The 26,891-nt window shown below is 71.9% G+C and carries 23 protein-coding genes; 11 read left to right on the top strand and 12 right to left on the bottom strand.

Annotation, left to right across the window (positions count from 1 at the left end; translation table 11 throughout):
• The first annotated feature begins 462 nt into the window (after positions 1 to 462).
• Positions 463 to 1,272 carry an acetolactate decarboxylase gene (gene budA, locus Sm713_RS12595; protein WP_212909721.1) on the top strand — a complete coding sequence of 270 codons (810 nt, stop codon included), beginning with the start codon at positions 463 to 465 and terminating at the stop codon, positions 1,270 to 1,272.
• Between the two features lie 303 nt (positions 1,273 to 1,575).
• On the top strand, positions 1,576 to 3,264 hold the full coding sequence (locus tag Sm713_RS12590) for an ABC transporter ATP-binding protein (protein ID WP_249416577.1): 1,689 nt from the start codon (positions 1,576 to 1,578) through the stop codon (positions 3,262 to 3,264).
• 405 nt (positions 3,265 to 3,669) lie between these two features.
• Here Sm713_RS12590 and Sm713_RS12585 read toward each other — a convergent pair whose 3' ends face one another.
• The 3 genes from Sm713_RS12585 to Sm713_RS12575 form a co-directional block, all read right to left on the bottom strand.
• Positions 3,670 to 4,902 carry an inorganic phosphate transporter gene (locus Sm713_RS12585; RefSeq protein WP_212909719.1) on the bottom strand — a complete coding sequence of 411 codons (1,233 nt, stop codon included), beginning with the start codon at positions 4,900 to 4,902 and terminating at the stop codon, positions 3,670 to 3,672.
• A 145-nt stretch (positions 4,903 to 5,047) separates the two neighbouring features.
• Positions 5,048 to 6,334: a cytochrome P450 gene (locus Sm713_RS12580; RefSeq protein ID WP_212909718.1), complete on the bottom strand. Its 1,287-nt coding sequence runs from the start codon at positions 6,332 to 6,334 to the stop codon at positions 5,048 to 5,050.
• Positions 6,331 to 7,161 (bottom strand): alpha/beta fold hydrolase, encoded by an 831-nt coding sequence (locus tag Sm713_RS12575; RefSeq protein WP_212909717.1) that lies wholly within the window; start codon positions 7,159 to 7,161, stop codon positions 6,331 to 6,333. Before Sm713_RS12575 ends, Sm713_RS12580 begins: the two co-directional genes overlap by 4 nt.
• A gap of 536 nt (positions 7,162 to 7,697) precedes the next feature.
• Between Sm713_RS12575 and Sm713_RS41455 the strand changes: the two genes are divergently transcribed.
• A complete protein-coding gene (locus Sm713_RS41455; protein ID WP_308293163.1) occupies positions 7,698 to 8,147 on the top strand; it encodes a hypothetical protein in 450 nt (149 codons plus the stop codon).
• 100 nt (positions 8,148 to 8,247) lie between these two features.
• On the opposite strand, the gene Sm713_RS12565 is transcribed toward Sm713_RS41455, so the two are convergent.
• The 3 genes from Sm713_RS12565 to Sm713_RS12555 form a co-directional block, all read right to left on the bottom strand.
• Positions 8,248 to 9,042 carry an SDR family NAD(P)-dependent oxidoreductase gene (locus Sm713_RS12565; RefSeq protein ID WP_212909716.1) on the bottom strand — a complete coding sequence of 265 codons (795 nt, stop codon included), beginning with the start codon at positions 9,040 to 9,042 and terminating at the stop codon, positions 8,248 to 8,250.
• Between the two features lie 187 nt (positions 9,043 to 9,229).
• The gene (locus Sm713_RS12560; protein ID WP_212909715.1) at positions 9,230 to 10,951 is read right to left on the bottom strand and encodes an MFS transporter; all 1,722 of its coding nucleotides are present in this window, start codon (positions 10,949 to 10,951) and stop codon (positions 9,230 to 9,232) included.
• A 125-nt stretch (positions 10,952 to 11,076) separates the two neighbouring features.
• Positions 11,077 to 11,526 (bottom strand): MarR family winged helix-turn-helix transcriptional regulator, encoded by a 450-nt coding sequence (locus tag Sm713_RS12555; protein ID WP_212909714.1) that lies wholly within the window; start codon positions 11,524 to 11,526, stop codon positions 11,077 to 11,079.
• Between the two features lie 280 nt (positions 11,527 to 11,806).
• On the opposite strand from Sm713_RS12555, the gene Sm713_RS12550 reads away from it, so the two are divergent.
• On the top strand, positions 11,807 to 12,961 hold the full coding sequence (locus Sm713_RS12550; RefSeq protein WP_212909713.1) for an esterase-like activity of phytase family protein: 1,155 nt from the start codon (positions 11,807 to 11,809) through the stop codon (positions 12,959 to 12,961).
• A gap of 113 nt (positions 12,962 to 13,074) precedes the next feature.
• Here the strand turns inward: Sm713_RS12550 and Sm713_RS12545 are convergent, their stop codons facing one another.
• Positions 13,075 to 15,264 (bottom strand): acyltransferase family protein, encoded by a 2,190-nt coding sequence (locus Sm713_RS12545; RefSeq protein WP_283249773.1) that lies wholly within the window; start codon positions 15,262 to 15,264, stop codon positions 13,075 to 13,077.
• A 492-nt stretch (positions 15,265 to 15,756) separates the two neighbouring features.
• Between Sm713_RS12545 and Sm713_RS12540 the strand changes: the two genes are divergently transcribed.
• The 3 genes from Sm713_RS12540 to Sm713_RS12530 all read left to right on the top strand — a co-directional run bounded on the left by Sm713_RS12540 (position 15,757) and on the right by Sm713_RS12530 (position 19,051).
• On the top strand, positions 15,757 to 17,769 hold the full coding sequence (locus Sm713_RS12540; RefSeq protein WP_212909711.1) for a multicopper oxidase family protein: 2,013 nt from the start codon (positions 15,757 to 15,759) through the stop codon (positions 17,767 to 17,769).
• 228 nt (positions 17,770 to 17,997) lie between these two features.
• Positions 17,998 to 18,423 (top strand): Ohr family peroxiredoxin, encoded by a 426-nt coding sequence (locus tag Sm713_RS12535; RefSeq protein WP_212909710.1) that lies wholly within the window; start codon positions 17,998 to 18,000, stop codon positions 18,421 to 18,423.
• A 34-nt stretch (positions 18,424 to 18,457) separates the two neighbouring features.
• Entirely contained in the window at positions 18,458 to 19,051 is a 594-nt protein-coding gene (locus Sm713_RS12530) for a DUF308 domain-containing protein (protein ID WP_212909709.1), read from the top strand.
• Positions 19,052 to 19,159: 108 nt separating this feature from the next.
• Here the strand turns inward: Sm713_RS12530 and Sm713_RS12525 are convergent, their stop codons facing one another.
• Positions 19,160 to 19,816, bottom strand: a complete 657-nt coding sequence (locus Sm713_RS12525; protein WP_212911965.1) for an RHS repeat domain-containing protein — start codon at positions 19,814 to 19,816, stop codon at positions 19,160 to 19,162.
• Positions 19,817 to 19,900: 84 nt separating this feature from the next.
• Here Sm713_RS12525 and Sm713_RS12520 point away from each other — a divergent pair, with 84 nt between their 5' ends.
• Genes Sm713_RS12520 through Sm713_RS12505 form a run of 4 tightly spaced genes read left to right on the top strand, consistent with a single transcriptional unit; the run spans position 19,901 to position 22,534 of the window.
• Positions 19,901 to 20,440, top strand: coding sequence for a zinc-binding dehydrogenase (locus tag Sm713_RS12520; protein WP_212909708.1), 540 nt, complete (start codon positions 19,901 to 19,903; stop codon positions 20,438 to 20,440).
• The gene (locus tag Sm713_RS12515) at positions 20,389 to 21,708 is read left to right on the top strand and encodes a beta-ketoacyl reductase (protein ID WP_212909707.1); all 1,320 of its coding nucleotides are present in this window, start codon (positions 20,389 to 20,391) and stop codon (positions 21,706 to 21,708) included. The genes Sm713_RS12520 and Sm713_RS12515 overlap by 52 nt, the downstream gene beginning before the upstream one ends.
• Entirely contained in the window at positions 21,705 to 22,334 is a 630-nt protein-coding gene (locus Sm713_RS12510) for a thioesterase II family protein (protein ID WP_212909706.1), read from the top strand. Before Sm713_RS12515 ends, Sm713_RS12510 begins: the two co-directional genes overlap by 4 nt.
• Positions 22,280 to 22,534 carry a hypothetical protein gene (locus Sm713_RS12505; protein ID WP_212909705.1) on the top strand — a complete coding sequence of 85 codons (255 nt, stop codon included), beginning with the start codon at positions 22,280 to 22,282 and terminating at the stop codon, positions 22,532 to 22,534. The genes Sm713_RS12510 and Sm713_RS12505 overlap by 55 nt, the downstream gene beginning before the upstream one ends.
• Before the next feature lie 71 nt (positions 22,535 to 22,605).
• On the opposite strand, the gene Sm713_RS12500 is transcribed toward Sm713_RS12505, so the two are convergent.
• The 4 genes from Sm713_RS12500 to Sm713_RS12485 form a co-directional block, all read right to left on the bottom strand.
• Positions 22,606 to 23,556: a hypothetical protein gene (locus Sm713_RS12500; protein WP_212909704.1), complete on the bottom strand. Its 951-nt coding sequence runs from the start codon at positions 23,554 to 23,556 to the stop codon at positions 22,606 to 22,608.
• A gap of 221 nt (positions 23,557 to 23,777) precedes the next feature.
• The gene (locus Sm713_RS12495; protein ID WP_212909703.1) at positions 23,778 to 23,978 is read right to left on the bottom strand and encodes a hypothetical protein; all 201 of its coding nucleotides are present in this window, start codon (positions 23,976 to 23,978) and stop codon (positions 23,778 to 23,780) included.
• Between the two features lie 121 nt (positions 23,979 to 24,099).
• Positions 24,100 to 25,032 (bottom strand): lysylphosphatidylglycerol synthase transmembrane domain-containing protein, encoded by a 933-nt coding sequence (locus Sm713_RS12490; RefSeq protein WP_249416254.1) that lies wholly within the window; start codon positions 25,030 to 25,032, stop codon positions 24,100 to 24,102.
• A 201-nt stretch (positions 25,033 to 25,233) separates the two neighbouring features.
• A complete protein-coding gene (locus Sm713_RS12485) occupies positions 25,234 to 26,667 on the bottom strand; it encodes a M20/M25/M40 family metallo-hydrolase (RefSeq protein ID WP_212909701.1) in 1,434 nt (477 codons plus the stop codon).
• Positions 26,668 to 26,891: the final 224 nt, after the last annotated feature.

Raw genomic sequence — 26,891 nt, 5'->3', positions numbered from 1 at the left:
CAGCCGTGGGTGCGGGCGGTGGGTGTCTTGGGTGGCGGGCCGGGCGTCGCCGGATGGGCGGCCGGCTCCCGAACACGTCGGGCGGCCTCGCACGGCGTCGGACGTGCAGCGGCCATGACAGGGTAACCGGCCCCGGAGGCTACCGGAGGGCCAGGTTCCGTTAGCTGGAGCCTCCCCTGCGCACCCATATGGCCCCGGTTGCGAGCCATGCGGATTCAGGCAGCATATGGAGGAGTTGGACACCCGACCGGGCGTATGCCGTGAGGCCCGCGCCACTCTCCGTAGCACCCGGTGCGTGTCGCCCGGGGGGCGGTTGCCCGGCGGTGCCCGGATCGCGACCGATCCCGACTCGATCGCGACCGATCCCGACACCGAGACCGATCCCGACACCGAGACCGGTCCCGCCCGACAGCGACCCGACCCGACAGCGACTCGATCCCGATCCGATCGGAGGTGCGAGTGATGGCCATCGAGGAGCCCACGCGCGATCGCTTCATGAGGTTCGTGCGGACGGTCATGCCGCACAAGAGGGGCGGCAACGGCGCCCGGCACGACCCGGCGAGGTCGCGGGAGGTCTACCAGAGCTCCACCATGGGCGCCCTCCTCGACGGCGTCTACGACGGCGACGTGTCCGTGGGGGAACTGCTGGAGCACGGCGACTTCGGGCTCGGCACGTTCAACCAGCTCGACGGCGAGATGCTCGTCCTGAACGGCGTCCCCTACCACCTGCGCGCCGACGGTTCCGTGCGGATCGCCTCCGAGAGCGACCTCTCGCCGTTCGCTGCCATGACGTGGTTCGGGGCGACGGACACCGAAGAGGTGGCGTCGCCCATGACGCACGACGAGGTGACACGGCTCGTCGACGGCAGGGTGCGCAGCGCCAACCTGATGTACGCGATCCGGATCACCGGGCACTTCGGCGAGGTCCGCACCCGTACCGTGCGCAAGCAGGAGCAGCCCTACCCGTCGCTGGGCAAGGCCACCGAGGGGCAGGCCGAGACGGTCTTCACGGACGTGGACGGCACCCTGGCCGGCTACCGCACCCCCGACTACGAGCAGGGCATCTCGGTCGCCGGCTACCACCTGCACTTCCTCGACGACACCCACCACCACGGCGGCCACTGCCTGGACTTCCGGTTCGAGCAGGGCACGATCGCCCTCGGCGAGCGCTCCGAGCTGCACCTCAGCCTGCCGACGACGGACCAGTTCCTCAGGTCCGACCTGACCCCGTCCGACCTCGGAGACCGGATCCGCGAGGCGGAGGGCGGCTGAGGCCGCCGCCGCTGCGCGACCACAGCCGCGCGAAGGCGTCCTCGAACGACCGCACCCGCCTCCCGCCTGGGTCCGGGCCGCCCCGGACTCAGGCGGGAGGCGGGTGCCAGGCGTCTTATCATTCGGATGCCCGAAGAGACACGCCTGGGAGGCACCTGCCGTGACCCCCGTACTGCCCGACCGCCACCCCCGCGCCCCGCACACCCGCGGCGGCGCGCGGTGAGCGCCGGGCCCGTTCCCGCCTCTCTCCCCGACTCTCCCCCGTGGCGGCAGTTGCTCGCATACGTTCGGCCGCACCGCTGGATGCTGCTCCTCGGGGCCGTGCTGGCGCTGGTCACCGGTGCCACCGGGCTCGCGCTGCCGCTGGTGGCCCGCGCCCTGATCGACCGCCTCTCCCACCACGAGTCCCTGCTGGGTGCGCTGCTCGGCATGTCGGCGCTGGTGCTGGGCAACGCCGCCATCGGCGGGCTGGGTTCGTACGTGCTGCGGCGCACCGCCGAGTCGGTGGTGCTCGGCGCCCGGCACACCCTGTCGTCGTACCTGCTGCGGCTGCGCATCGGCGCGGTGGACCGCACCGAGCCCGGCGACCTGATGGCGCGGATCACCTCCGACACGACGCTGCTGCGCGAGGTCACGACGGACTCCCTGGTCGGGTTCGGCACCGGCGGGCTCACGCTCGTCGCCACCCTGGTGATGATGGGCGTGGTCGACCCGGTCCTGCTCGGCGTCACCCTCGCCGTGATCCTCGGGGCGGGCGTGGTCATCGGCCTGATCGTGCCGCGGATCAACCGGGCCAGCCGCCGTGCGCAGGACGCGGTCGGTGCGATGGGTGCCTCGCTGGAACGCGTCCTCGGCGCGCTGCGCACCATCAAGGCCTCGGGCGCCGAGCACCGCGAGGAGCAGGCCGTCCACGAGGCCGCCACCGAGTCCTGGCGGCAGAGCGTGCGGGCCGCCAAGTGGTCGGCCGCCGCCGGGAACACCGCGGGCCTCTGCATGCAGATCGCCTTCATCACCGTGCTCGCGGTGGGCGGCGCCCGGGTGGCGACGGGCGCGATCGGCGTGGGCACCCTGGTCGCCTTCCTGCTCTACGTCTTCTACCTGTTCTCCCCGATCCAGCAGGTGGTGGGCGCGGTCACGCAGTACCAGACCGGCGCGGCCGCCCTCGCCCGCATCCAGGAAGCGCTGCGGCTGCCCGCGGAACCGGCGGCGGAGCCCGCCCCGCTGCCCGAGCCCGGCGCCGCACCGGCCGCCGTCGCCTTCGACGACGTCCGCTTCCGCTACGCCGACGACCTGCCCCACATCCACCACGGCGTGACGTTCACCGTCCCCGCCCGCGGCATGACCGCCTTCGTCGGGCCCTCCGGCGCGGGCAAGACCACCGTCTTCTCGCTCATCGAGCGGTTCTACGACCCCGACTCCGGCAGCATCACCGTGGACGGCCGGGACATCGCCGACTGGGACCTGCCGGGCCTGCGTTCCGCCATCGGGTACGTGGAGCAGGACGCGCCCGTGCTGTCCGGCTCGCTCCGCGACAACCTGCTGCTCGGCAACCCGGACGCCGACGAGGCCGACCTCATGCGGGTGCTCAAGACCACCCGCCTCAGCGAGCTGACCGCCCGCCTGCCCAAGGGCCTCGACACCCTCGTCGGCCACCGCGGCACCAAGCTGTCGGGCGGCGAGCGCCAGCGCGTCGCCATCGCCCGCGCCCTGCTGCGCCGCCCGCGGCTGCTGCTCCTGGACGAGGCCACCTCGCAGCTCGACGCGGTCAACGAGGCCGCGCTGCGCGACACCGTCGCCGACGTCGCCCAGACCACCACCGTCCTCGTCGTCGCGCACCGGCTGTCCACCGTCACCATGGCCGACCGCATCGTCGTCATGGACGCCGGAAAGGTGCGCGCGGTCGGCACCCACCACGACCTCGTGACCGCCGACCCGCTCTACGCGGAGCTCGCCGCGACGCAGTTCCTGACCGCCGCGAGCCAGCCGGGCTGAGGCCCGGTCTCCGCCGACGTCGCGCGTTCACCGACGGCGCCCCGGCAGGGGCGCGGGGCTGTATCGATGTGCGGCTCCGCCGCGCCACCACCTGACGGTGGTCCGGCTGCGACAGAGGCGCCCCCCTCGGGCCGGTGACGACCTGACCGCCCCGTCGTGACTGAGCGCGCAGTTCCCCGCGCCCCTTGACAGGGCGCTACGCGCCCACCAACCACGCACCCCAAAGGGGCACGGGGCCGTGTCGATGTGCCGCTCAGCCGCGCGGGCACGAGCAACCGCCCTGGGGGGTTAAGGAAAGGGGGGACGGTGGCCCGGACTCGACAGGACCTGTCCGCTCGGGAGGGTGACGGCCCGACGGTCTCGTCGTGGTTACTCGCGCCCCCGGCCGGCCGGACCGCCGCGAGGTCACCCCTCGTCCCCCCGCTCCTCGCCGTCCCTCCCGCCCTCGCCGGGCCGTGCGCCGCCGTCGCCGCTCGCCGCGGCCTTCGCGGCGCTCGCGGCGGGGGGCCGGCGCCGCATCTGGTGGATGACGACCCTCTCGGAGTCGTTCACGTTCTGCGCGGTGACCGGGTTGCGCCGCGACACGGCCACGATGCGGGCGGCGACGACCAGCGCCGCGGCGGCGGCCAGGACGATGCCGAAGGTGCCCCCGTAGGTGACGGCCACCGCCGCCACCGCGCCGGCCGCTCCCGCGGCGGGCAGGGTGATCAGCCAGGCGGTGGCCATGTGCCCGGCCGTGCTCCAGCGCACCTTGGCCGCCTTGCCGATGCCGGTGCCGATGATCGCGCCGGAGCAGACCTGGGTCGTGGAGAGCGCGAAGCCGAAGTGGGCGGAGGTGAGGATGACCGTCGCGGAGGAGGTCTCCGCGGTGAAGCCCTGCGGCGCCTGGATGTCGGTGAGGCCCTTGCCCATGGTGCGGATGATCCGCCAGCCGCCCAGGTAGGTGCCGAGCCCGATCGCGAGACCGGCGCTGATGATCACCCACAGCGGAGGTCCCGCGCCCCTGCTCAGCAGGCCGGCGGAGATCAGGGTGAGGGTGATGGCCCCCATGGTCTTCTGCGCGTCGTTGGTCCCGTGCGCCAGGGAGACCAGGGAAGCGGAGACGACCTGCCCGAGCCTGAAGCCCCTCGTCACGGTGGCCTTCCTCGCCCGGTGGGTGATCCGGTAGGCGACGAAGGCGGCCACCATCGCGGCCACTCCCGCGACCAGCGGTGCCGCCCCCGCCGGAATGATGATCTTCTGGAAGACCTGGGTGAAGTTGATGGCGGACGCCCCCGCGCCCACCCAGATGGCACCGATCAGCCCTCCGAACAGCGCGTGGGTCGAGGACGACGGGAGGCCCACGAGCCAGGTGGTGAGGTTCCAGAGAATGGCGCCCACGAGGCCGGCGAAGATGATGGCCGGCGTCACCTTCACGTCGTCGACGATGCCGTCGGAGATCGTCTTCGCGACCTCCGTGGAGACGAAGGCCCCGGCCACGTTGAGCACCGCGCTGATCAGAACGGCCACCCTGGGCCGCAGGGCGTGGGTGGCGATGGACGTCGCCATGGCGTTCGCGGTGTCGTGGAATCCGTTGGTGAAGTCGAAGGCCAGGGCCGCGAGCACGACGGCGACCACGATGACCGGTACATGGTCCATATAGATGGTTGTCGGCTTGGTGCGCCCGCCGCCGCATCACCCCTTCTGGTGATCGCTGCGGCATGCACCTTCACACGGTGGGGGGCGGGGCGGACCTCCGCTCGGCGGACCTCCGCCTCTCCCCCGGCACCCCGCGGCCCGGCGCTCAGGACTCCCCCACCCCCACGGGCAGCGACTTCAGGCCATTGATGAAGTTCGACACCAGGCGGCGCGGCGGGGCCGCGAGGTGGAGCGGGCCGGGCAGGACGCGGCGCGCCTCGTCGTACAGGGTGTGCAGCTGGAGGCGGGCGAAGTGGGCGCCCAGGCAGACGTGGGGGCCGTCGCCGAAGGAGATGTGGGGGTTCGGGGAGCGCGCGAGGTCCAGGACATGGGGGTCGGGGAAGACGCGTTCGTCGTGGTTGGCCGAGGCGTGGAAGACGACCACCTTGTCGCCGGCGCGGATCCTCGTGCCCGCGAGTTCCGTGTCCCGGGCGGCGGTGCGCCGGAAGCTCAGGACCGGGGGGTGGCGGCGGAGCAGTTCGTCCACGGCGGTGGCGAGAGCGACCTCTCCGGAGCGCAGGGCCCGGTAGGCGTCGGGGTGCCGGGCCAGGAGGTGCAGGCCGCCGGGGGCCGCGCTGCGCACTGTGTCGTTCCCCGCCACCACCAGCAGGAAGAAGAACATCTCCAGCTCGGGAGCGGTCAGCTCGGGGTCGGTGGCCAGCGCCGTCATCACGTCGTCGCGGGGGTGCTCCCGCTTGTGGGCGGCGAGCGAGAGGGCGTAGTCGAACATGTCCCGCAGCGCCGCCGGGGATCTCGGGTTGACGGGCTTCGCGCCCTTGCCGGGTTGCGGCGCCCCGGCCTCGTCGGGGTCCTGATAGCCGATGACGCGCTGCGTCCAGTGCAGCAGGAGGCCCCGGTCGCCGTCCGGCACGCCCAGCAGGTCGGTGAGGTTGAGCAGGGCGTAGTCGTCGGTGACCTCGGCGACGAGGTCGCAGGTGCCGCCGCCTGCCCGCGCCTCCTCGACCGCCCGGGTGAGCAGGGCGCGGGCGCGCTCGCGGACGGTGGCGGCGAAGCGGTCCACGCGCTTCGGGGTGAAGGCGCGGCTGACCAGCGCCCGCAGCCGCCGGTGGTGCGGCGGGTCCTGGTTGAGCATCATGCGGCGGATGAACGGCAGGTCCCCGGGGTCCGGATCGCGGATCTGGGTGGCGCCGAGGTACGAGGAGTACGCCGCGGAGTCCTTCAGCACGCGCACGGCGTCCTCGTGCCGGGTGACGGCCCAGAAGCCGGGGCCGGCCGGCCAGCCGAGCACCTCGGGCTCCTCCTGCCACGCCACGGGGTGGTGGTCGCGCAGGTGCCGGTACCGGTCGTGCGGGACGCCCCGCGCGTACAGCCGCGGGTCGAACACGTCGGGGACGGCGGCCCGTTCCTCCGTCTCGGACGGCTTCGTGCTCACGCGGCCGCCCTGCCGCCCTGCCCGCCACCCTGCTCGTCACCGTGCCCGTCGCCCTGCCCGTCGGCCCTCAGGAAGTCCTCCATCACGCGGATCAGGTCGAGCGGGGCCTCGTCCATCGCGTAGTGGCCGCACGCGGGCAGCTCCACCAGTTCGCCGCGCGGGAACCAGCGCATCCAGGTGGAGCGCTGCACCTCGGCCGTCAGCGCCGGGTCCAGCGCGCCCACGAGCGCCAGGGCGGGCACGGGCGAGCCCTCGATCCGGTCGTGGAAGTCCTCGCCCGCCCAGGAGTCGAGCCAGGCCCGGAACGCCTTCGCGTCGACGCGTTCGAGCGAGCGGCGCACCATGCGGTCCAGCCAGGCCGAGGGGCATCGCCCGCCGGTGGTGATGTCGAGGATGGCGCGCCGGTTCTCGGGCCTGCTCGCCGCCGAGGAGAAGAGCAGCCACTGCTCGGGCGGCAGGGGCAGGCCGGACGCGGGGACCGGCGAGACCCCGACGATCCTGCGCACCCGCCCGGGCGCGAGGGCCACCGCCCGCTGCACGACGCTGCCGCCCATCGAGTGGCCCACCAGCGAGAACCGGTCCCAGCCGAGCCCGTCGGCCAGCGCGAGAAGGTCCTCGGCGCCCTCGGCCGTGGTGTACGCGCCGCCCGCCTCCCGGGCCTCGCCGTACCCCCGCAGGTCCACCACCGCGTACTGGAACGCGTCGAGGTCGAGGTCCTTCAGCACCGGGTCGTACGCGGAGCGGTCGGCCAGCCAGCCGTGCACCGCGATCACCTTGTGGGGGCCGTCGCCGTGCAGTCCATGGGGCAGAACAGGAAACGCGCTCACGCTGACTCCCGTCACCGAACGGAGCGGGCCGGTCGGCGTGCCGGCCCGACCCCGACCACGGTGGCGCCAACTCCCCGCGCACGCAAGGCCGCAGGCGGGACCGTACATGCGTGCGGCCGGCGAGGCAGCGGGACGGCCGGGGCGGAGGGGGTCGCGAGGGTGGCGGGGGTCGCGGGGTGGTGGAGCAGCCGGGTGGGCGGAGCAGCGGGTGTGCGTCGGAAACCGTCGCGGTTCACCGGATGTGGCGGCTATTTCTGACGTATCGCCAATTCACCCAGCAGGACAACCAGAAGTGCGTACGCATATTGCGCGGGTTCGTCGTCCGGTCACACTTCTTCCACCCGATCCGAACAGGTGCGTTGCGACTGAAGGGCGGCGCGGTGGCGACCATGTAACGAATTCCCATCGGGCGGCGCAGTCAGGAGGGAATACCCGGCTCCCGCGGTCAGCGCGGGAAATGGTCCCGTGCGGGGACGGACCTGCGCCGACCGCGGTCCATTCAACGAGGGCGCGTTCAGCGCCAGATTGGGACAGTAATGACCGACACCGATCCCTTTCCCTACCGCCAGGAGCCTCCGGGCCACGGCTACCGGTCCTCCGGCCCCGGCTACCAGTCCTCCGGCCCTGGCTACCAGCCCGCACCGCCCCCCTACCAGGCTCCGAGCCCCGACTACGAGCCCGCCGGCCGCGCCCGCCGGCCGCGCGACGGCTCCGGCGTCCGGCGCACCGCGCTGATCATCCACTCGATCGCCGACGTCGCCGCCGCGTTCCTGGTCCTGTGGATCGTGCTCTACATGTTCGACGCCAATCAGGCCAATGTCTTCGTGCAGTTCGTGAAGGGCGTGGCGGACTGGCTGGCCGGGTGGTCACAGGATATTTTCACCATGGACACAGAGCAGCTTCGGGTCCTTCTCAATTACGGGCTGCCCGCCCTGATCTACCTGGGCGCCGGACACGGCATAGCGGCGCGGATGCGGCACCTCTGAGAAATGCGCTCGCCCCGATTCCGCCCTGATTCCCTGCCGATGGAATGAGCATCCTGTACTGAATGTGAAACCGCGGGGTGCGCGGGCGCGGCCCCGCGGATCACATCATCTTGGCCTGGCCTCCGTCGATGATGAACTCGGCTCCCGTGATGTTGCCGGCGAGCGGGGAGGCGAGGAAGAGGGCCAGGTCGGCGACCTCGTGGGGTTCGGTGACCCGCCCGGTGGAGATGCCCATGCTCTTCGGCACGACCACGTCGATGGCCTCCTGCGGGGTGGTGCCGGCCTGGGCCGCCGTGAGCTCGGCGAAGCCGCCGGGTGCGGTCCAGAAGGGCGTGCGGACGGGCCCCGGGGAGATCGCGTTGACCCGGATGCCCCTCGGCGCGAACTCCTCGGACAGCGACTTGGTCAGGCTGCCGAGGGCGGCCTTGGCGGCGGAGTAGTCCACGACCATGACGTAGGGCAGGTGCGCGTTGATCGAGTTGAGGTTGACGACGCACCCTTCGCCCGCGTCCAGCATGCGGGGAAGCGCCGCACGGGTGGTCCGGACGGCGCTGAAGAGGTTCATGTTGATGATCCGCTGCCACTCCGCGTCGTCGACGTCCAGGAAGCTCGAACGCTGCCTTCCGGCACCCAGCGTGTTGACGAGGATGTCGAGCCTGCCGTACTGGTCCACCGCGTGCCGGACGAGCTCGTCGGGCCCCTCCGAGGTGGACAGGTCGACCGAGACCGACGTCAGGCCGTACTTCTCCCGCAGCGCTTCCAGCTCGGGAGGGGTGCTCCGGCTGCCGGCGACGACGTGTACGCCTTCACGGGCGAACGCCTCGGCGATGGCGAGCCCCATGCCCTTGCTCGCTCCGGTGACGACGGCGACCTTGTCGTTGAGCTTGAGGTCCACGACAGCCCCTTTCTGGGGATTATCGGCCCGATACGCCCAGATTAGGTGGATCCGGCATGGGCGGCTCGATCAGGCGCCCGGCCCGGCCCGGCCCGGCTCGGGCCGGGGACCGGGTCCGCCTGCGCGATGCACGCGACGCCAGGTAGCCGAACACTCCTCCGGCACCGGCACCGGCACCGGCACCAGCTCAGGCCGAGCCGTCCTGGAACTGCGCCAGGGTGGCCGCCGTCAGGGGCCGGGGCTCGGTGTCCGGGTCGACGAGGACGACGGTGCCGGGGGCCGCGTGGGCGAGTGCCGTCGTGAAGCTGCCGTCGGTGAACTGCGCGAAGGGGCCCCGCGGGGAGCGGCCTATGGCGACGGTCGCGGCCTGGACGTCGGCGGCGTGCTGGGCGAGGGCGCGGCCGGCGGCGGCATGGTCGCCGACGCTGCCCAGTATCTGGCCGGTGGCGGTGATGCCGCGGGCGGTGAGCCGGCCCAGGTGGGCGGCGACGGCGGCGCGGGCCTGGTCGAAGGTCTCGGTGTCGACGGCCTGCTCCTCGACCACGGCGGTCTGGTGGACGTGGACCACCTCCAGGGGGCTTCCGGCGTCACGGGCGAGCAGGGCCGCGGCGTCGACGACGGCGGCGGCGTCGTCATAGGCGGCGACGGCCACGATCAGCGGGGGCCGGCCGGCGGGCGCCGGGGTGCCGACCTGCGTGAGGGTGGGACCGACGGGCTCGCCCTCGTCGGCCTGCCGTTCGGCCCTGCCGAGCAGCCGGTGGCCGCTGGCCAGGACGGGGATGGCCAGGAGGAAGGTGGCGGCGCCGAGGTAGAAGGGGACGCTCAGGTCGGTGGCGTCGGCGAGCTTGCCGGCGACATACGGGGCCAGGCCGCCGCCGATGAAGCGCACGAAACCGTAGGCGGAGGACGCCACGGGCCGCTCGACCGGGGAGACGAGCATGACGGCCTGCGTGGTGAGGGTGTTGTTGATGCCGATGAAGGCACCGCTGACGATGACCGCCACGATCACCACGGCCGGGGAGCCGACGCCGGCCGCGATGGCGGCCATCACGATGCCGAGGCAGAGCAGGTTGGCGTAGAGGACGGGCGCGGTGCCGTAACGGGCCTGCACGCGCGGGGCGACGAAGACGCTGAACACCGCGACCAGCAGCCCCCAGCCGGTGAAGACCAGCCCGAGCTTGTGGGCGTCCAGGTCCATCGGGTACGGGGCGTAGCCGAGCATGGTGAAGAAGCCCCAGTTGTAGAGCAGGGCCATGATGCCCATGGTCAGCAGGCCGCGGTGGCGCAGCGCCTTGAGCGGCGCGAGGGGTGAGGTGGGGCGCGCCGGCCTGGGCAGGGAGGGGACGAAGGCGATCGTGGCGGCCAGGGCGATGGCCATGAGGACGGCCACGCCGAAGAAGGGGCCGCGCCAGCTGATGCTGCCCAGCTCGCCGCCGAGGAGCGGGCCCACCGCGATGCCGAGGCCGAGCGCCGTCTCGTACAGGATGATCGCCCCGGCGAAGCCGCCGCTGGCGGAGGCGACGATGACGGCCAGGGACGTGGCGATGAACAGGGCGTTGCCCAGTCCCCAGCCGGCCCGGAAGCCGACGATGCCGTTGATGGAGCCGCTGGTGCCGGCGAGCGCGGCGAAGACGACGATGACGGCCAGGCCTATGACCAGGGTGCGCTTGGCGCCGATGCGGCTGGAGACCCAGCCGACGATCAGCATGGCGACCGCGGTCACGATCAGGTAGCTGCTGAACAGCAGCGAGACCTGGCTCGGCGTGGCGTGCAGGCTGTTGGCCAGGGCCGGCAGGATCGGGTCGACCAGGCCGATGCCCATGAACGAGATGACACAGGCGAACGCCACGGCCCAGACGGCCTTCGGCTGCTTGAAGGGGCTGGGGGCCTTCTCGTGCGGTGCACTCATGCGCGGTTCTCTCCGATGGTGGTGCGAACGAGGGGAAAGCAGGAAGAGGGAGGAGCCCTCCCGGGGGCGCTCTGGGGGGCCCTGGGGACCCTGAGGGGAAGGCCCCGGGGCGGGCAGGAGGCAGGTCAGGAGCGCGCCTGCTGGTCCTGGATCACGCGGGCGAGGGCCGGGAGCGCGATCCTCACCGCGTCCTGCTCCGGCCAGGTCAGCTCCTCGACGATCCGCTGGAGGGCCTCCGCCCGTTCGGCGCGCCGCTGCCGGGCCACCTCAAGACCCGTCTCGGTCACCTCCACCAGCACGCCCCGGCCGTCGGTGCTGTCGGCACCGCGCGCGACCAGGCCCGCGCGCTCCAGGCGCGTGACGAGTTGCGTCATGTTCGGCTGGGAGACGCCCTCGGCGCGGGCCAGCTCGGTCAGGCGCTGCGGACCCTCGCGGCCCAGGCGGTTCAGCGCGCTGGAGGCCGCCGTGCTCAGGCCGCCGACCGTGGCGCTCTGGCGCACGAAGCGGACCACCTGCTCCACGGCGGCGATCAGCTCTTCCTGCGACACCTTGATATCCATAACCCGCTTATGCATAGGCCCATTATGCATCTACGTGTACCGTGAAGCAATATCATCGGCCTCACAGGTGCTCGGTGACCCCAGGGGCCGCTGGGGCTCCACCGGTCGGCGAAGACCTCATCGGCCAGCGAAGACCTCACCGATCGACGAAGGCCCCACCGGTCAGCGAGGACCCGCATCGCGACTCCAGCCGGAGCGAACGCCCCGACCTGCGCGGACAAGGTGCCGGCACGCGCCGGCCGAGTACCCGATCGGGCGACTGCGCGCGCGGGGGGCCTTCGGAAGAGTTCCCCGCATGCGCCTTTCTCCATCACGCACGGTGGTCTCCCTGGTGGCGGTGCTCTCCGCGACCCTGACCGCCGCGTTCGCGGGTGTGCCTGCGAACGCCCAGACCGTTCCGGTCCGCTTCCTCGGGGAGTCGATCGTGCCCCACAGGCTCTCCTTCGAGGGGACGACCGTGGGCGGCCTGTCCGGTATCGACCTTGACCCCTGCACCGGCGAGTACGCACTGATCAGCGACGACCGCTCGTACCAGCAGCCGGCGCGGTTCTACACCGCGCGGATCGACGTCGACGGCGACGGCGTGCACGGCGTCCGGTTCACCGGCACGCACGCGCTGCGGCAGCCGGACGGGACCACGTACCCGCCGCCCACGCTGAACGACGGCAAGGCGATCGACCCCGAGGACATCCGCGTCGACCCGGCGACCTGCCGCTACTGGTGGAGCCAGGAGGGCAACCGGCCGAAGACCAAGGACGCGCCGGATCCGGTGATCCAGCCCTCCATCCAGGTCGCCGGGCGCCAGGGCGAGTACATGGGCACGCTGCCCCTGCCGGAGGACTACCGGATCACCACCGGCGACCGCGGCCCGCGCCGGAACCTGGCGCTGGAAGCGATCACGTTCAGTCCGGACGGCTCGCGGCTGACCAGCGCGGTCGAGGGACCGCTGCTCCAGGACGGCCCGGAGTCCACCACCGAGCACGGCTCGCTGGCCCGCGTCACGCAGCAGAGCCGCACCGGCGCGGTCCTGGGCCAGTTCGCCTACCCGCTGGAGCCGCTGTTCGCCGAGCCCGACCCGGACAGCCCGTGGAGCCCCGACACCGGGATCCCCTCGATCCTGGCGTATCCGGGTGACGCGAACCGGTACCTGGTCATGGAGCGGACGTACGTGCCCGGCTCCGGTTTCAGGATCCGGATCTTCGACGCCACCACGCGGGGCGCCACCCGGATCCAGAACCGGGATTCGCTGGCGTCGGCCGCCGCCCTCCGGCCGATGGGCAAGCAACTGCTCGTCGACCTGGACGACCTCCCGCTGTCCACGGTGGACAACGTCGAGGGCATGACATGGGGGCCGCGACTCGCCACCGGTGAGCGGACCCTCGTCCTCGTCAGCGACGACAACTTCTCCTCGGACGAGGTCACCCAGGTGATCGCCCTGGCGCTGCCCTGACGGGCACCCGACTCCGCCTGCCTTACCCCCTGCCGTCCGGTGCGTCCGCGGGTCGCGGACGCACCGGACGGCGCGAACGCCCTCCCCGGCGGGCCGCCGGCACGGGTGCCTCCCTAACGGCCCGCCGACGCGAGCGCCTTGTCCAGGACAGGCGCCAGGGCCTCGGAGTACGCCTCGGACATGTGGCTGTCGTCGCGGTAGACGAGGGTGTTTCCCACCACCGCCGGGCAGTTCCCCCCGGGCGCGCACAGCCAGGGCACGGGGTCGATCACCGACACTCCGGTCCGCCGGGCCGCGGCACGGATCTCCGTCGCCTTCCGGGGGTCCTTGACCGCGCGGCGTACGTCGGACGCGCAGGCGTCCAGCCCCAAGGGGTGCTCGCCCGCGCAGTCCACGGCGTCACCGTGGGGCCAGGGCGTGTCCAACAGGGCGACCACCCGGTCGGCGCCGGCGTTCAGGCGCCGGAACGTGTGCGCGAAACCGTCGGTCCACTGCGCGGCCAGGTCGCCGGACGGGTGCGAGGGGTCGCCCGCGTCGGACGAGGACGCGATGACCAGCGAGGGATGCATCTCGGCGATCCGGTCCAGCGCCTTGTCCCGCCATGTGTCGCACGAGGAGTAGGGCTTGCCCTGCACCGTGATGGTCACGTCGGCCACCTTGCAGGACGCCTTCGTCAGCGAGACGAGTCTCCAGTGCCTCTCCCGTGCCAGCAGGTTCAGGCCGGGAAACCACTGGGCCGCGTGGGAGTCGCCGAAGAGCACCACGGTCCGCTTCGCGGAGGGGTCGCCGTAGACGCAGGGGCGCACCTGCGTGCTCTGGTAGTCCACGTGGCACCCGTCCCGGTAGATCTCGGACTCCGTGGCCTTCACCTCGGTGAGCGCCGGTGTCAGGTTCTTCGGCACGGCGGTGGCGGGTGCCGCCAGGAACTCGCCGAGACGGGCCACGGGGTCCTCGGCGTCCGCGAGTTCCGCGCTGAGGACCGGAGCGGACTTTCCGGAGCTGATGGAGGGCGGGAAGTCGGCGGCGACCAGCGCGACCACCACGCCACCGGTCGTGAGGGTGAGGCCCAGCGCCAGCGCGCGCCGCGGCCGTCTCTTGAACGCCGTGTGGTAGCGCATGGGGTTCTCCACGAACCGCAACGTCAGCCACGCCAGCAGCAGCGCGACCGCGCAGAGCGCGAGTCCGAACCGGGCCGTCAGGGGCCTGTCCAGCGCGGCGGGCATGACGACCAGCAGCGGCCAGTGCCACAGGTACCAGCTGTAGGAGACTCCGCCCACCCAGGTCACCGGCCGCCTGCCGAGCAGCAGTTCCGCGCCGAACCGCGTGGAACGGCAGCCTCCGGCCAGCACGAGGAGCGTCCCGAGAACCGGCAGGAGCGCGTGGTATCCGGGAAAGGGTGTCGCGTTGTCGAACGTGAGCCCCGCGAGCAGGATGCCCCCGAGCCCCGTCCACGACAGGGCCGCCCTGAGCCCCCCGGGCAGCCGGCCGATGCGGTCGGCGAAGAACACGAGGAGGGAGCCGGCGCCGAGTTCCCAGAGGCGGGCGTGCGAACCGAAATAGGCCCAGGACGGCGATTTCTCGGTGACGGCCACGCACACCGCCAGCGAGGCGAGGCAGAGCACCGCGAGCGGCAACGGCAACAGGCGCGGCCGGCGGCGGGCCAGCCTCCAGCTGAGCAGCAGGAGCAGCGGCCACACCACGTAGAACTGCTCCTCGGTCGCAAGCGACCAGAAATGCTGGAACGGCGAGGGCGGGCTGCTCTCGTTCAGATAGTCCGTGCCGGTCAGGGCCAGCCGGAAGTTGACGGAGTACAGCGTGCTGGTCAGCGCGTCGAGGGCGTAATCGACGAAGCGTATCTTCGAAAGAAAGAGATAAGAGCCCGCAAGCGTGGCCGCGACGACGACCGTCGAGGCGGGAAGCAGGCGCAGCACGCGGCGTGCATAGAATTTCTGAATGGATATTCGTCCGGCCAGCGATATTTCGCGCACCAGCATCGAGGTGATGACGAAGCCCGAGACCACGAAGAAGACGTCGACACCTGTGTAACCGCCTCTGAAATGGCGCACACCGGCATGCGAGAGAATGACCAGCGACACCGCGAGCGCGCGCAACCCCTGGATGTCGAGCCGCCACGCCGGTCCGCCGGCCGCGGTTTCGGAGTGTGACGTCCGCTTTACTGGACGTACGGTGGCCTGAGCCAAGAGGTCCCCTTTTTTCGGTTCGGTGACGTTCGTCGGTGCGCACCTCCGGGGGCCGCACGGGACACCCGTTGGATCAGGGGCCGCAGGGAACGGTTGCTCCACTCGACCGTCTTGTCACCATGAATTCACCGGGAATTCGGATTTTTTCGCCGCGCGCCCGCGAAAACCCCACGGCCCGCCTGTCGAGCGCGGCGCCAACGCCCGTGCCGCGCCCAAACGGCGGCGAGGACCGCGCCGGGCACCGGCCCCGAACGGGACGACGGGCCTGGTGGCGGCCCCGCTCCCGCCGGCGCACCCGGCACCCGGGCCACGCCTCCGCCGGGTCGGGACGCCGCGCCTGAGGCATTTCATCACACCGCGGCGACCGCTCCACCCCTGCTCGACCGGAGCGCGTCGAAGACGGTTCCGGACCCCCGCCAACAGGCTCGTCGAGATTTATCTGAACGATTGCCGACCTCTGGCGCGTGTGCCTGTCGGACTTGCCGAAGCGGGTCCGCGGTGCACGGACGAGGTGCGCCGCAAGCACAGTGCGACAAGCGCAGCCAAGGAGTAAGTCCCATGTCCGGCAGACACAGCAGGAGAAGTTTTCTCAGCGTGGCAACCGGCACCGTCGCCGGTTTCGGCCTCACGGGTGGCGCGGTCTACAAGGCGACCGAAATGGTCACGGCGAGCGCCGGCGAATCGGATTTCGGCGGTGTCTCCACCCCGCAGTACAAGGAGCTGACCCCTTTCCGGGACCAGCTGCGCATTCCCCCGACGTTGCGGCCGGACCGGACCGGCGTGACCGAGATCGACATGGTCAACAAGAACGTGCGGCTGCACTCGCAATTGCCGCCCGTGCCGATGTGGACCTACGCCGGTCATTTCCCCGGGCCGCAGATCGAGACCGAGCGGGGCAGGCCCGTGCGCATCGCCTGGACGAACCGCCTGACGGGCACCAGCCCCCTGAAGTCGGTCTTCGTCGCCCCCGAGGGCCCGCCGCCCGGCATCCGGCCCTACAACTCCCCCGGCTCGGGCGGCGCCCCGCTGCGGCCCGACCTCACCGCCCTGACCCCGTGGACCTCGGTCCACCTGCACGGCGGCCACCAGCACTCCATCTCCGACGGCCAGGCGGACGGCGCCATCACCCCGGGCACCAGCCAGCTCGCCGAGTACCTCAACGAGAAGACCGCGCACCTCTTCTACCATGATCACGCCATGCCGGTGACCGGCCACAACTGCCTGAGCGGGCTCGTGGGCAGCTACCTCGTCCGCGACGCCGGCGAGGACCGTCTCGGCCTTCCCAAGGGCGCGTACGAGGTCGTCCTGTCGATAGCCGACATCAACTTCGAGACGGACGCCGAGGGCCGGCTCGAAGGCCGGATACTCAACAAGCGGATCGCGCTGGGCGAGGCGGCCGGCCCCGACGCCAACCCGCCCTCCATCGCCTTCGAGGGCCCCTTCACCATGGTCAACGGCGTGGTCTGGCCCTACCTCGACGTTCAGGCGCGCGCCTACCGGTTCCGCATGGTCAACAACTCCGTCACCCGCCAGTACCTCCTGGCGCTCGTCGACGAGGAGAGCGGAAAGCCGGTCAAGGGTGCCATCAAGATCATCGGCACCGACGTCGGCCTGCTCGACCGCCCGGAGGACGCCGGCGAGACGATCTCGATGATGCCCGCCGAACGGGTCGACGTGGTCATCGACTTCGCGGCCTTCGCCGGCAAGCGGCTGCGGTTCGCCAACAGCGCCGCCGGGGCCCCTCCCGGCGTACCCGTCCCGGACGCGGGCCTCGCCCGCCCCGAGGTCATGCAGTTCCGGGTGGGCACCCGCCGCCACCCCTCGTACAGCCTGCCCAGGAAGCTCGCCGCGGACTTCACCCAGCTGACCTCGGCGAAGGTGCCCGCGGAGGCCGTCGAGCGGTTCGTGACCCTCGTGGTCGACAAGACCGGCATGCCGATCCTCCAGGAACTCCAGGAGATCGCGCCCGGCACCAAGCCCGGACCGGGCATCGTGCAGCTCACCGAGGACGGCCGGACGCGGACCTTCCGCTCGGTGGCCAACTACTTCGAGGACCGCGCCAGCTTCTACGTGAAGGCCGGCGGCTTCGAGGTGTGGACGTTCCTCAACGCGGGTGCCGCGCCCATTCCGCACCCGATCCACATCCACCTGATCGAGTTCCAGATCCTGAAGCGCAGCGCCCTCGTCGGCACCGTCGATCCGGCGACCGCGGGCACCCGCGACCCCCTCACGCTCGGATCGGCCCTGCCCATCGCCCCGGAGGAGTCCGGTTGGAAGGACGTCGTGCAGGTGCCGCCGAACTCGCTGGTACGGGTGGGCGGCCGGTTCGGCGAGCAGACCGGCCGGTTCATGTACCACTGCCACCTGCTCGACCACGAGGACGACGGCATGATGCGGCCGCTGATCGTGCTGCCGGCCTCGGTGCTCGACGTGCAGAAGCGGCAGATGGCCATGCTCGGCATGCCCATCGGGACGGGGTCGCCCATGTCCGGTGCGATGCCCGGGATGAAGATGCCCGGGATGAAGATGCCCGGCATGCGGATGTCCGGGATGCGGATGTCCGGGATGCGGATGTCCGACACGGAGATGTCCGGCATGCAGATGTAGCGGCGCGGGAGGGGGGAGGCGCGCCGGGCGCTCGGGCGGGACACCGTCTACGAGCGTCCGGCGCGCCGTGCGTTTGGCGCCAGGTGTGTTCGACGCCCTCCCCATGCATATACGTCACCGCCTTGACCGGTGACGTCATCTCCTGAAACTATCTCGTCACCACTTGAACCGGTGACGATATGAGGTCTCGTCACCGGGTCGACTCATGAGACGAGAGGAGAGCAGCCCATGGCAGCCAGCTACACCGCCGTGGTCGGCGTGACCGGCGAGGGCCGCAACGGAGGTCAGGTCCGGTCCGGGGACGGCGCCCTGGAGACCACCCTGTCCATCCCGAAGGAGCTGGGCGGCGCCGGTGGCGCCACCAACCCCGAGCAGCTGTTCGCGGCCGGATGGGGGGCCTGTTTCCTGGGCGCCGTACGCCGCGCCGCCGCGGCCCGGAAGGTCAGGCCGACCAGCACGGCCGTCACGGCCCAGGTCACCCTCGCGCACGGCGACGAGGGCGAGTTCGGCCTCGCGGCCGTCCTCGACCTCGAACTCGGCGGCGTCGACCAGGACACCGCCGCGGAACTCGGCGCCGCCGCCCACCGGATCTGCCCCTACTCGAAGGCCACCCGGGGCAACATCCCGGTCACCGTCAAGGCCGTCGCGGTCTGAACCGCCACCCACCAACCCCAGAAAGGGCAGCCCGATGACCACCGGCCTCCAGACGTCGGCGACGACACCCCCCGCGACCACCGAACGATCCTTCCTGCTGAGGCTCTACCTGGGCCGAGGCGTCCTGGCCCTGGCGTGGGCCGCGGCGTTCTCCGCCGCCCACTCCTCCCTCGACACCGTGGCGGTCACCCTGCTGGTGGTCTATCCGCTGATCGACGCGGTGTCCGGCCTGATCGACTTCCGGCGCTCCCCGAACGGCGGCGAGCGCCGGCTGACGTTGTTCAACGGTGTGCTCAGCACCGTCGCGGCCGCCGGCGTGGGCCTGGCGGGAACGGCGGGAACGGAAGCGGTACTGCACGTGTTCGGCGCCTGGGCCATCCTCTCCGGAGCCGCCCAGGCGGCCGTGGGCCTGCGGCGGCGGGGCCCTCAGACGGGCAAGCAGTGGCCGATGCTGATCGCGGGCGGCCTGTCCTTCCTCGTGGGCATCTTCTACAACGTCCAGGCCCTCGGCGACACCCCGTCGCTCGACGCCCTGGTCAACTACGCCGCGGCCGGTGGCGCGTTCTTCGTCGTCCAGGCCGGCCTGCTGGCCTGGCGCTCCCGCCAGGCGCGAAGCCGGGCCGCCTGACCCCCGGCCACACGACTCCCACGGCCACCCCCCGAGGCATCCCTCACCCGTTGAAGGGTGACGACGAGTAAGCACGCACATTCGTCACCCACCAAGGCAGTGATGCACTCATCCCGCGCCGAGATGCATTGTGGCCACCTCTCCGTCCGGAGCCACGGGCTCGGTCGGTGTTCCCACGGTGTCCGTCACGACGGCGTAGAAGCGGGTGCGGTGATCGGCAGACGTGTCCTCGGCCAGCTTCGCGAGCAGGGAGCCCTTGTCGCCGGGCATGTGGATCAGCGGCCGGTGCTCGATCTGCGCCAGGGCCCGGTGCCCGCTCGGTTCGTACTCCCAGGTGGTGACGGTGCCGTCGGACGACCACTGCTCGGCGATGCGGTTGTCGTCCCACACGAAGTCCACGTGTTCGACGACGGCGTCCTCTTGCGTCAGACGTTGCTTGGATATCCGGCGGCCCATGGGGTCGTACCGGTAGAGCCATCGGTCCTCGTCCGGCGTCGTCACCTCGGTCAGCCGGTCCTCCGCGTTCCAGGCGTAGGTCCAGGTCTTCCGCTTGCCGTTGAGTAGTTTGCGGGTCTTGCGGATCAGACGGCCCTGTCCGTCGTACGCGTACGAGGTGCGGCCCGCGCGCCGCAGCATGAGCCCCGCGAAGTCACGGGTGCCCGGGGAACGGTGGGCCGGGGCTTCGGCCTCCGTGACGTTTCCGGAGCCGTCGTAGGCGTACTCCTCGCGCCATCCGAAAGCACGAACGCCCGTGACCCGCCCCATGGCGTCCAGCTCGTATGTGCGGGTTCCTGATGCCAGATCCCGTATTTCGGCGACATGCCCGCTTGCCCGGTAGGTGAACGTACGGTGCTGGAGAAGCCGGTTCGTAGCCTGCGCATCACCGGATTGACTCGAATCCGCGCCCTGCGTATCGCCGAACATCGACTGGCCGAGGAGCTGTCCCCGGACGTTCCAGCGCTGGTCCAGCCTCACGTCCGGCCCGATGTCGAGCTGCGTCCGGCGTCCCGCGGCATCGCGGCGCTGCGGTACGCGGAACACGTCGGGGCCACCGTCATCGCGACCGCGGGCAGCCCGGCCAAACGGCAGTTGCTGCGGCTGCTCGGCTGCCGGCACGTGCTGGACTCGCGGAGCCTCGCCTTCTCCGACGAGGTCCTGGAGATCACCGAGAGCCGCGGGGTGGACGTGGTGCTGAACTCCGTCGCCGGCCAGGCGCTGGGCCGCGGGGTGGAACTGCTGCGCCCGCACGGCAGGTTCGTGGAGCTCGGCAAGCGCGACATCCTCGCCGACAGCCCCCTGGGGCTGCGGCCGTTCTCCCGCGATCTCGCCTTCTTCGGGTGGACATCACCAGCCTGCTGCAGAACGGCGGCCGGCTCGCCGGGCAGATGATCGGCGAGCTGGCCGAGCGCGTCGCCGCCGGGGTGTACCGCCCGCTGCCGCACGTGACCTACCCGCCGGACCAGATCGCCGAGGCCATGGCGCTGCTGCGCGACTCCCGGCACATCGGGAAGATCGTGATCACGCTGGATCCCGCGGAGCCGGTCCCCGTGCACGTGCCGCGGCGCCCCGCCCTGGATCCGGAGGGCACCTACCTCGTCATCGGGGGGCTCGGCGGCTTCGGGGCGGCCACCGCCGCCTGGCTGGCCCGGCGCGGGGCGCGGCATCTCGTGCTGGCCTCACGCAGCGGCGCCGCCCACCCGGAGGCCCGCGCCGTGCTCGACCTCGTGGCCGAGGAAGGGGCGAGCGCGACCGCCTACGCCACCGACGTGACCGACCGCGCGGCCACCCGCGAGCTGCTGGACGCCATCGCGGCCACCGGCCACCCGCTGCGCGGGGTCGTCAACTCCGCGATGGTGCTCGACGACGTACCCGCCGTGGAGCTCGACGACGAGCGGACCCGCGCGGTGGTGAGCCCGAAACTCGGCGGGATGATGAACCTCGACGAGTTCACCCGGGACCTACCGCTGGACTTCTTCGTCTTCTACAGCTCCATCGCCGCCCTCGCCGCCCTCGCCGGCAACCTGCGGCAGAGCACCTACGCCGCGGGCAACCTGGCGGGCGAGGCGGTGATCCGGCGGCGGCGCGCCGCGGGGCTGCCCGCTCTGGCCGTCGAGTGGTGCGCCATCTCCGACACCGGATACTCCGACCGGGCCGGCATGGCCGAGACGATGAGGCGGGCCGGCTTCGGCGAGCTCGACTCCGCCTCCGGCACCCGGATCCTCGGGGACCTGATCGGAGATCCGGACGCGGACGTCGTCATGGTCGGGAACACCGACTGGGCGCAGACGGCGAAGCTCCTGGCCACCGTCTCCGCACCGCGCTTCGCCGACGTGCTGCCCCCGCCCGGCACCGGCCCGGACGAGGCCGCCGGGAACCTCCGGGAGCGGGTGCGCTCGGCGACGGAACCGGAGGCGCTGTCCCTGGTCACCGACGCGCTCGTCGCCGCGCTGGCCACCGTGCTCCAGACGCCGCCGGGGCGGATCGATCCGGACGCCCGGCTGGACCAGCTCGGCCTGGAGTCGCTGATGGCGGCCGAGCTCAGCTCGCTGCTGCAACGCAGGCTCGACTGCGTCGTCCCCGCGATGGAACTGGCCACCGCGGGCAGCGTCCGGCAGCTCGCCCCGCGCATCCTCGGACGCGTCAGGCGGTCCGCATGAGCACGAACGCGCCGCTTCCCACCGCCACGAGCACGAACGCACCGTTTCCCGCCGTGGAACTCGCCCGCCTCACCGACCGGGAAGCCGCGCGGATACGGCTCTACTGCGTGCCGCCCTCCGGCGTCGGGTCGAGCTTCTACCGGCCGTGGCTCGGCGAGCTGTCCGACCTCTTCGACCTGGTGGCCGTCGACCTGCCCGGCCGCGGTGCCCGCTCAGGGGAGCCGTCCATCACGGACATCGGCTGGGCCGCCGAGAGCATCGCGAAGGCCATCGCCGGGGACCTCCGAAGCCGGCCGCCCGCCGACGGCTTCCACGCCGTCTTCGGGCACAGCTTCGGCGCGCTCCTCGCCCACGAGGCCACGGACCGGCTGCGGTCCGTGTGGGGCGCCGAGCCGGACCTGCTCGCGGTGTCCGCCGTTCCGCCGCCGAGCGCGAGGGCCTCGGCGACTACATCGCGCGCAACCTGGGCTCCGGAATCTCCGCGATCACCGAGATCATGGGCTGGGAGCAGCCGGAGGACGACGCGGTCGCGGTCACACGGGTCGTCTACACACCGTTCCTGGCGGACGCGGTGGCACTGCTGCAACACGCCCCGAAGCACCTCGCGCCGCTGCGCGCGCCGCTGAGCGTCTTCGGCGGGCGTGACGACCCGATCGTGGACCCCGGCTCGCTGAAGGAGTGGGACGCCTGCACGACCTCCGGCGCCCGGGTGCACCTCTACCCCGGAGGCCACCACTACGTACGCGCCCAGGTGCCTCAGGTGGTCGCCCAGCTCACGCGCGACCTGCTCGCCGCGTACCGGGGGGCCGGGGGCGTACCGGGGTAGCACGCCGCGGACACCGCACCTCACCGCACCGGCCCGGGGCGGCAGGCTTCACCGCCCCGGGCCGGCCGCGCTCACTGCTGGAAGTCGCCGGGGCCGACGACCTTCCACTGCCGGCCGGTGGGGTCGCTGATGGACTTGTAGGGCGCCTTGAACGTCAGCACCTGCTTGGTCGAGCGCTTGATCGTCCACAGCTCGGGGTCCTTGGTCGACCGGTCCCAGGCGATGGCCTGGCCCTCGACGTTCGGGAGGGTGACGGTCGCCACCCACTGGAGGTCGGAGCCCTCGGAGGGGAGGTTCATCACGTAGGCCTCGCCGAAGTCGTGCCCGGTGAGCCAGAGCCGCCCGTCGGGGCCCCACGAGCCACCGGAGTTGCTCATCGGCCTGACCTTGTCGAGGATCGCCTGCGGCACGGTCCAGGACTCGACGACCTGGAAGTGATCGTCCAGCTTCACGATCTGGGTGTTGTCCGTCTTGCCGTACGGCTCGGTCGTCCCGTCCGGGATCTCGTCGTAGTTGGCGAAGGCGGCGTACCAGGCGCCGTCGTGCCGGTCCAGCCAGGTCAGGGAGCCGCGGTAGATGCCGAAGCTGAAGGTGCCGGTGTGCTTCATCGTCCTGGTGTCGAACACCTCGACGGAGCTCTTCTCCGGGGTGGTGTCGTAGTTGGACGTCGCCGCGTACAGCTTGTCGCCCACCACGGTCGCGCTGTCCATGTGGATGATCGGGCCGTCGTCGTCACCGACGAACTGCAGGAGCGGCTTGCCCGTGGCCTTGTCGTGCTTGGTGATGGTGCGGTTGTTGACGGCGTAGAAGTAGTTCTTGTCGACGGCGACGCCCTGGTTGGCGTCGAAGGTGTCGAAGGTCCTGTCCAGGGTCGCCGTCAGCACCGGCGGCGCGGCGGCGCCGGCCGCGGTGTGCCCCGCGGGCGCGGAGGCCTGGGCGGAGCCGAGGACGGTGACCAGGGCGAGCGTCGCCGCGGCGAGCGAGGCGGCGGCTCCGGCGGCAATCTTGGTTTTCGCGCGCATCAGTTCCCCTACTGGGAGTGGTTCCGGATGAATCGAGCAGACGGCCCGGCCTCCGTGACCACCGATGGTCGGCGTGCCGGACGCCCCGATCTGTCCGAAGGGACACTTACGGGGCCGATGTGCTTTTCCGGAAACACTGTTCGACGGTTCGGTGAACCGAGCACGTAGGGGAATTCCAGCCAGTGGCGAGAACAATCGAGGTCGCGCCCGGAAAGGAGGCCTCAGCCGTTCTCCGGGTAGCGCTCACGGCCGTTGGGCAGCTCGCCGGACGTGGACTCCTCCAGCAGCTCGGTGTACTTCCGGGAAAGCTCCTCGTAGCGCTCGTCCGCACCCTGCTTGCGGTGCTTGCCCCGGGTCATGACGTACAGCGCCACGGGCCCGGTGATCATCGAGACGACCGGAACCAGTGCCCACCACGGCATGGGTCCTCCCCCTTGTGCGGTTGTCCGGGGGCACCCCTGCACCCCGTCGCAGGCTATGCCCTGGGGGGCGGTGAGCAAACGGCGCCCGCGCGACGGGCGGGGGCGCGAACCTCCGCGGACCTCACAGCACCTTGTACCGCACCAGCATCCCCAGCGTCACCACCCCCGGCAGCAGCGGCAGCCACGCCGATATGAGGCGGAAGGCCAGCACCACCGCCGTGGCCGTGGCCGGGGGCGCGCCCGCGGTGATCAGGACGACGACGAGGGCCGCGTCCACGGAGCCGACGCCGCCCGGCGTGGGCACCAGGGCCACCGCGACGGTCGCCGCGAGGTAGCCCACCACCAGGTACATCGGCTCCACGGGCACGTGCAGCGACATGCCCACCGCCACCAGGCCCGCCGCCTGGAGGGCGGGGAACGCCAGCGAGCCGCCCCACAGCGCGAGCACCCGCGAGGGGCGCGCGTGCAGCGAGCGCGCCTCGCTCAGCGCCGTGCGGAGGAACTTCGCCATGATCTCGCGCAACCGTCGTACGCACACCAGCGCCAGGACCACGGCAAGCGCCAGCACCCCCGCGCCGACGCTCAGCGGCAGCCCCACGCCGTCCGGCAGCAGTTGCGCGAGCGGCAGCGCGTGCGGGAACACCGCGAACAGCACCACCAGCAGCGTGACCCGCCCGACGGACTCCGCGAGCAGGTAGAGCGCCAGCGCCGCCGACGAGCGTGCCAGCGGTATGCCGCACACCGTCATGAACCGGAGGTTCACGGCGCCGGCGCCGAAGCCCGAGGGCAGGATGTGGTTGGCCGAGCCGGCCGCGAACTGCGTCGCCAGCAGCCGCACCGGCGGCAGTTGCTCCACCACCGAACCCTGCCGGGCGCACGCCGCGGCCACCCACGTCAGCACCGTCGTCGCACAGGCCACCGCCAGCCACGAGGGCTCGGCACCCAGGACGCGCTCGAAGCCCTGCTGGACGGTGTGGTGGTTCTGGACCACCCAGAGCGCGAACGCCACGAGGACGATCACGCACACGACCGTGCGCACGGGGAACCGCTTCACCGAACGACGCTCTCGCGCACCGCCGGCCGAGTCCATCACCATGCCTGGACCGTCCTATTTCCGTGGGACGGCCCAGCGACGGAGGGGCGAATTCCCGACCACGTGCATATGGCGTCTTGCATAACCTCGACCCAACCACAGGCCAACTCGCCCGGGTTCGCGGCCCCCGCGCCCCAGGCCGGGGGCGCGGGGGGCCGGTGGTCAGCTGCCGGGGGCCGGGGAGGCCACGGGGCTGCGGTGCCCGCCGCGGCCCACGGCGCGGATGCCGAAGAACACGTTGTCCTTGGAGAGGTCCACCGTGTACGAGGTCACCCGGCCGACGTCGATGACATGGGTCCACTCCGGCGCCGTCGTCTCGCGCCACACGACCTCGTACCCGGCGAGGTCGTCCTCCGTGCCCGGCTCCCAGACCAGTTCGGTGTCGTTGGTCAGGTTGCTGGTGACGATCTTCGCGCCGCGCGGGGTGCCGGGCGCCTGCGCGAGGCTCCACAACGCCGCGCCGTTGACCCGTGCCACGCACGCGATGTAGCCGAAGTCGCAGAACTCGGGCAGGTCCCCGTACTGCTTGCCGTTCTCGACGCGTACGTCCTGGTGCTGGTGGGCGAAGTCCTCCGCGGGCTCGGTGAAGCGGGCCGCGGGGTAGGCGCGTTCGAGGAACGGGATGTGGTCCCCGCCGCGCAGGTAGCGGTCCCGGCGGTAGACCACGCGGACGTTCATGCCGGTGGCGTCGTTGTCCGCGACGTCGCGGACGAACCGGGCGAGCTGGCGCGTGGGCGAGTCGTTCTCGCCGCCCACCGAGAGCCGGACCTGAGCCTGCGCCGGTGTCTCCGAGGTGGGCACGCCCTCCGCGAACAGCCGCACCGTGTGCGGGTCGCGGGTGCCGTCGTCGGCGCGCGGGCTGCCGACGATGTCGTTGGTGAACATCGCCTGGACGTCCGCACCCGCGGCCCGGTACGACTCGGCCAGGTGCGTGGCGCCGTACAGGCCCTGCTCCTCGCCCGCGACGGCGGCGAAGACGAGGGTGGCGGCGGGGCGCCGGCGGGACATGATCCGGGCGAGTTCGATGACGACCGCGACCCCGGAGGCGTCGTCGTCGGCGCCGGGCGCGTCGCTGGTGCCGTCCATGACGTCCGTGCACCGGGAGTCGTAGTGGCCGGAGACCACGTGGATCCGGTCGGGGGCGGTGGCGCCGCGCAGGGTGGCGACGACGTTGGTGATGCGGGTCGCGGTGGGGATGCGGGAGGCGGGCTCCTGCACGTACGACTGGAGCTCGACGGTCATCCGGCCGCCGGAGGCCGCCGCGTACCGGCTCATCTCCGCGTGGATCCAGTCGCGCGCGGCGCCGATGCCGCGGTCCGGGTCGTCCTGGGTGGAGAGGGTGTGGCGGGTGCCGAAGGCGGCGAGGCGCCGGACGGTGGCCTCGATCCTGTCCGGGTCGATCTCGTCGAGCAGGCCGCGCAGTTCCCGGTCGGGGCGCTGCGCGGTGGGGGCCCGGTCCGGGGTGGCGGTCCCGTCCGCGGTGGGCGGCGCGGCAGCGGCGGCGGGCGCGGCACCCGCGGCGAGGGGCACCCCGGCCGCGACCGCGGCGGCGGTCGACAGCACGGCTCTTCGGGTGGCGCGCTGGGGATCGGACATGCGGGGTCCTTTCCGTGACTGCGGCGAAGGGCACTTCGGCCGCCCATAGTCATGGACAGGACAACAGGTGACAAGACCGGCGACGGCCGGCGGCGGGGACCGGCGGGGCGTTCACGGCGTCGGCGCGTCCGGCCGACGGCATCTCCGCCAACGACCTTGGCGCGTCCGGCCAACGGCATCTCCGCCAACGACCTTGGCGCGTCCGGCCAACGGTCCCGGCGCGT

The organism is Streptomyces sp. TS71-3, assembly GCF_018327685.1.
Taxonomy (GTDB): Bacteria; Actinomycetota; Actinomycetes; order Streptomycetales; family Streptomycetaceae; genus Streptomyces.
The sequence above is the reverse complement of the archived record's forward strand: the minus strand, read 5'-3'. Positions and strand labels throughout refer to the sequence as shown.

Excerpts from the sequence above, each read along its gene's own strand:
- budA (WP_212909721.1), top strand. The coding sequence starts at position 463 with ATGGCCATCGAGGAGCCCACGCGCGATCGCTTCATGAGGTTCGTGCGG.
- Sm713_RS12590 (WP_249416577.1), top strand. The coding sequence starts at position 1,576 with ATGCTGCTCCTCGGGGCCGTGCTGGCGCTGGTCACCGGTGCCACCGGG.
- Sm713_RS12585 (WP_212909719.1), bottom strand. The coding sequence starts at position 4,902 with ATGGACCATGTACCGGTCATCGTGGTCGCCGTCGTGCTCGCGGCCCTG.
- Sm713_RS41455 (WP_308293163.1), top strand. The coding sequence starts at position 7,698 with ATGACCGACACCGATCCCTTTCCCTACCGCCAGGAGCCTCCGGGCCAC.
- Sm713_RS12560 (WP_212909715.1), bottom strand. The coding sequence starts at position 10,951 with ATGAGTGCACCGCACGAGAAGGCCCCCAGCCCCTTCAAGCAGCCGAAG.
- Sm713_RS12555 (WP_212909714.1), bottom strand. The coding sequence starts at position 11,526 with ATGCATAAGCGGGTTATGGATATCAAGGTGTCGCAGGAAGAGCTGATC.
- Sm713_RS12550 (WP_212909713.1), top strand. The coding sequence starts at position 11,807 with ATGCGCCTTTCTCCATCACGCACGGTGGTCTCCCTGGTGGCGGTGCTC.
- Sm713_RS12535 (WP_212909710.1), top strand. The coding sequence starts at position 17,998 with ATGGCAGCCAGCTACACCGCCGTGGTCGGCGTGACCGGCGAGGGCCGC.
- Sm713_RS12530 (WP_212909709.1), top strand. The coding sequence starts at position 18,458 with ATGACCACCGGCCTCCAGACGTCGGCGACGACACCCCCCGCGACCACC.
- Sm713_RS12525 (WP_212911965.1), bottom strand. The coding sequence starts at position 19,816 with ATGGGGCGGGTCACGGGCGTTCGTGCTTTCGGATGGCGCGAGGAGTAC.
- Sm713_RS12510 (WP_212909706.1), top strand. The coding sequence starts at position 21,705 with ATGAGCACGAACGCGCCGCTTCCCACCGCCACGAGCACGAACGCACCG.
- Sm713_RS12500 (WP_212909704.1), bottom strand. The coding sequence starts at position 23,556 with ATGCGCGCGAAAACCAAGATTGCCGCCGGAGCCGCCGCCTCGCTCGCC.
- Sm713_RS12495 (WP_212909703.1), bottom strand. The coding sequence starts at position 23,978 with ATGCCGTGGTGGGCACTGGTTCCGGTCGTCTCGATGATCACCGGGCCC.
- Sm713_RS12485 (WP_212909701.1), bottom strand. The coding sequence starts at position 26,667 with ATGTCCGATCCCCAGCGCGCCACCCGAAGAGCCGTGCTGTCGACCGCC.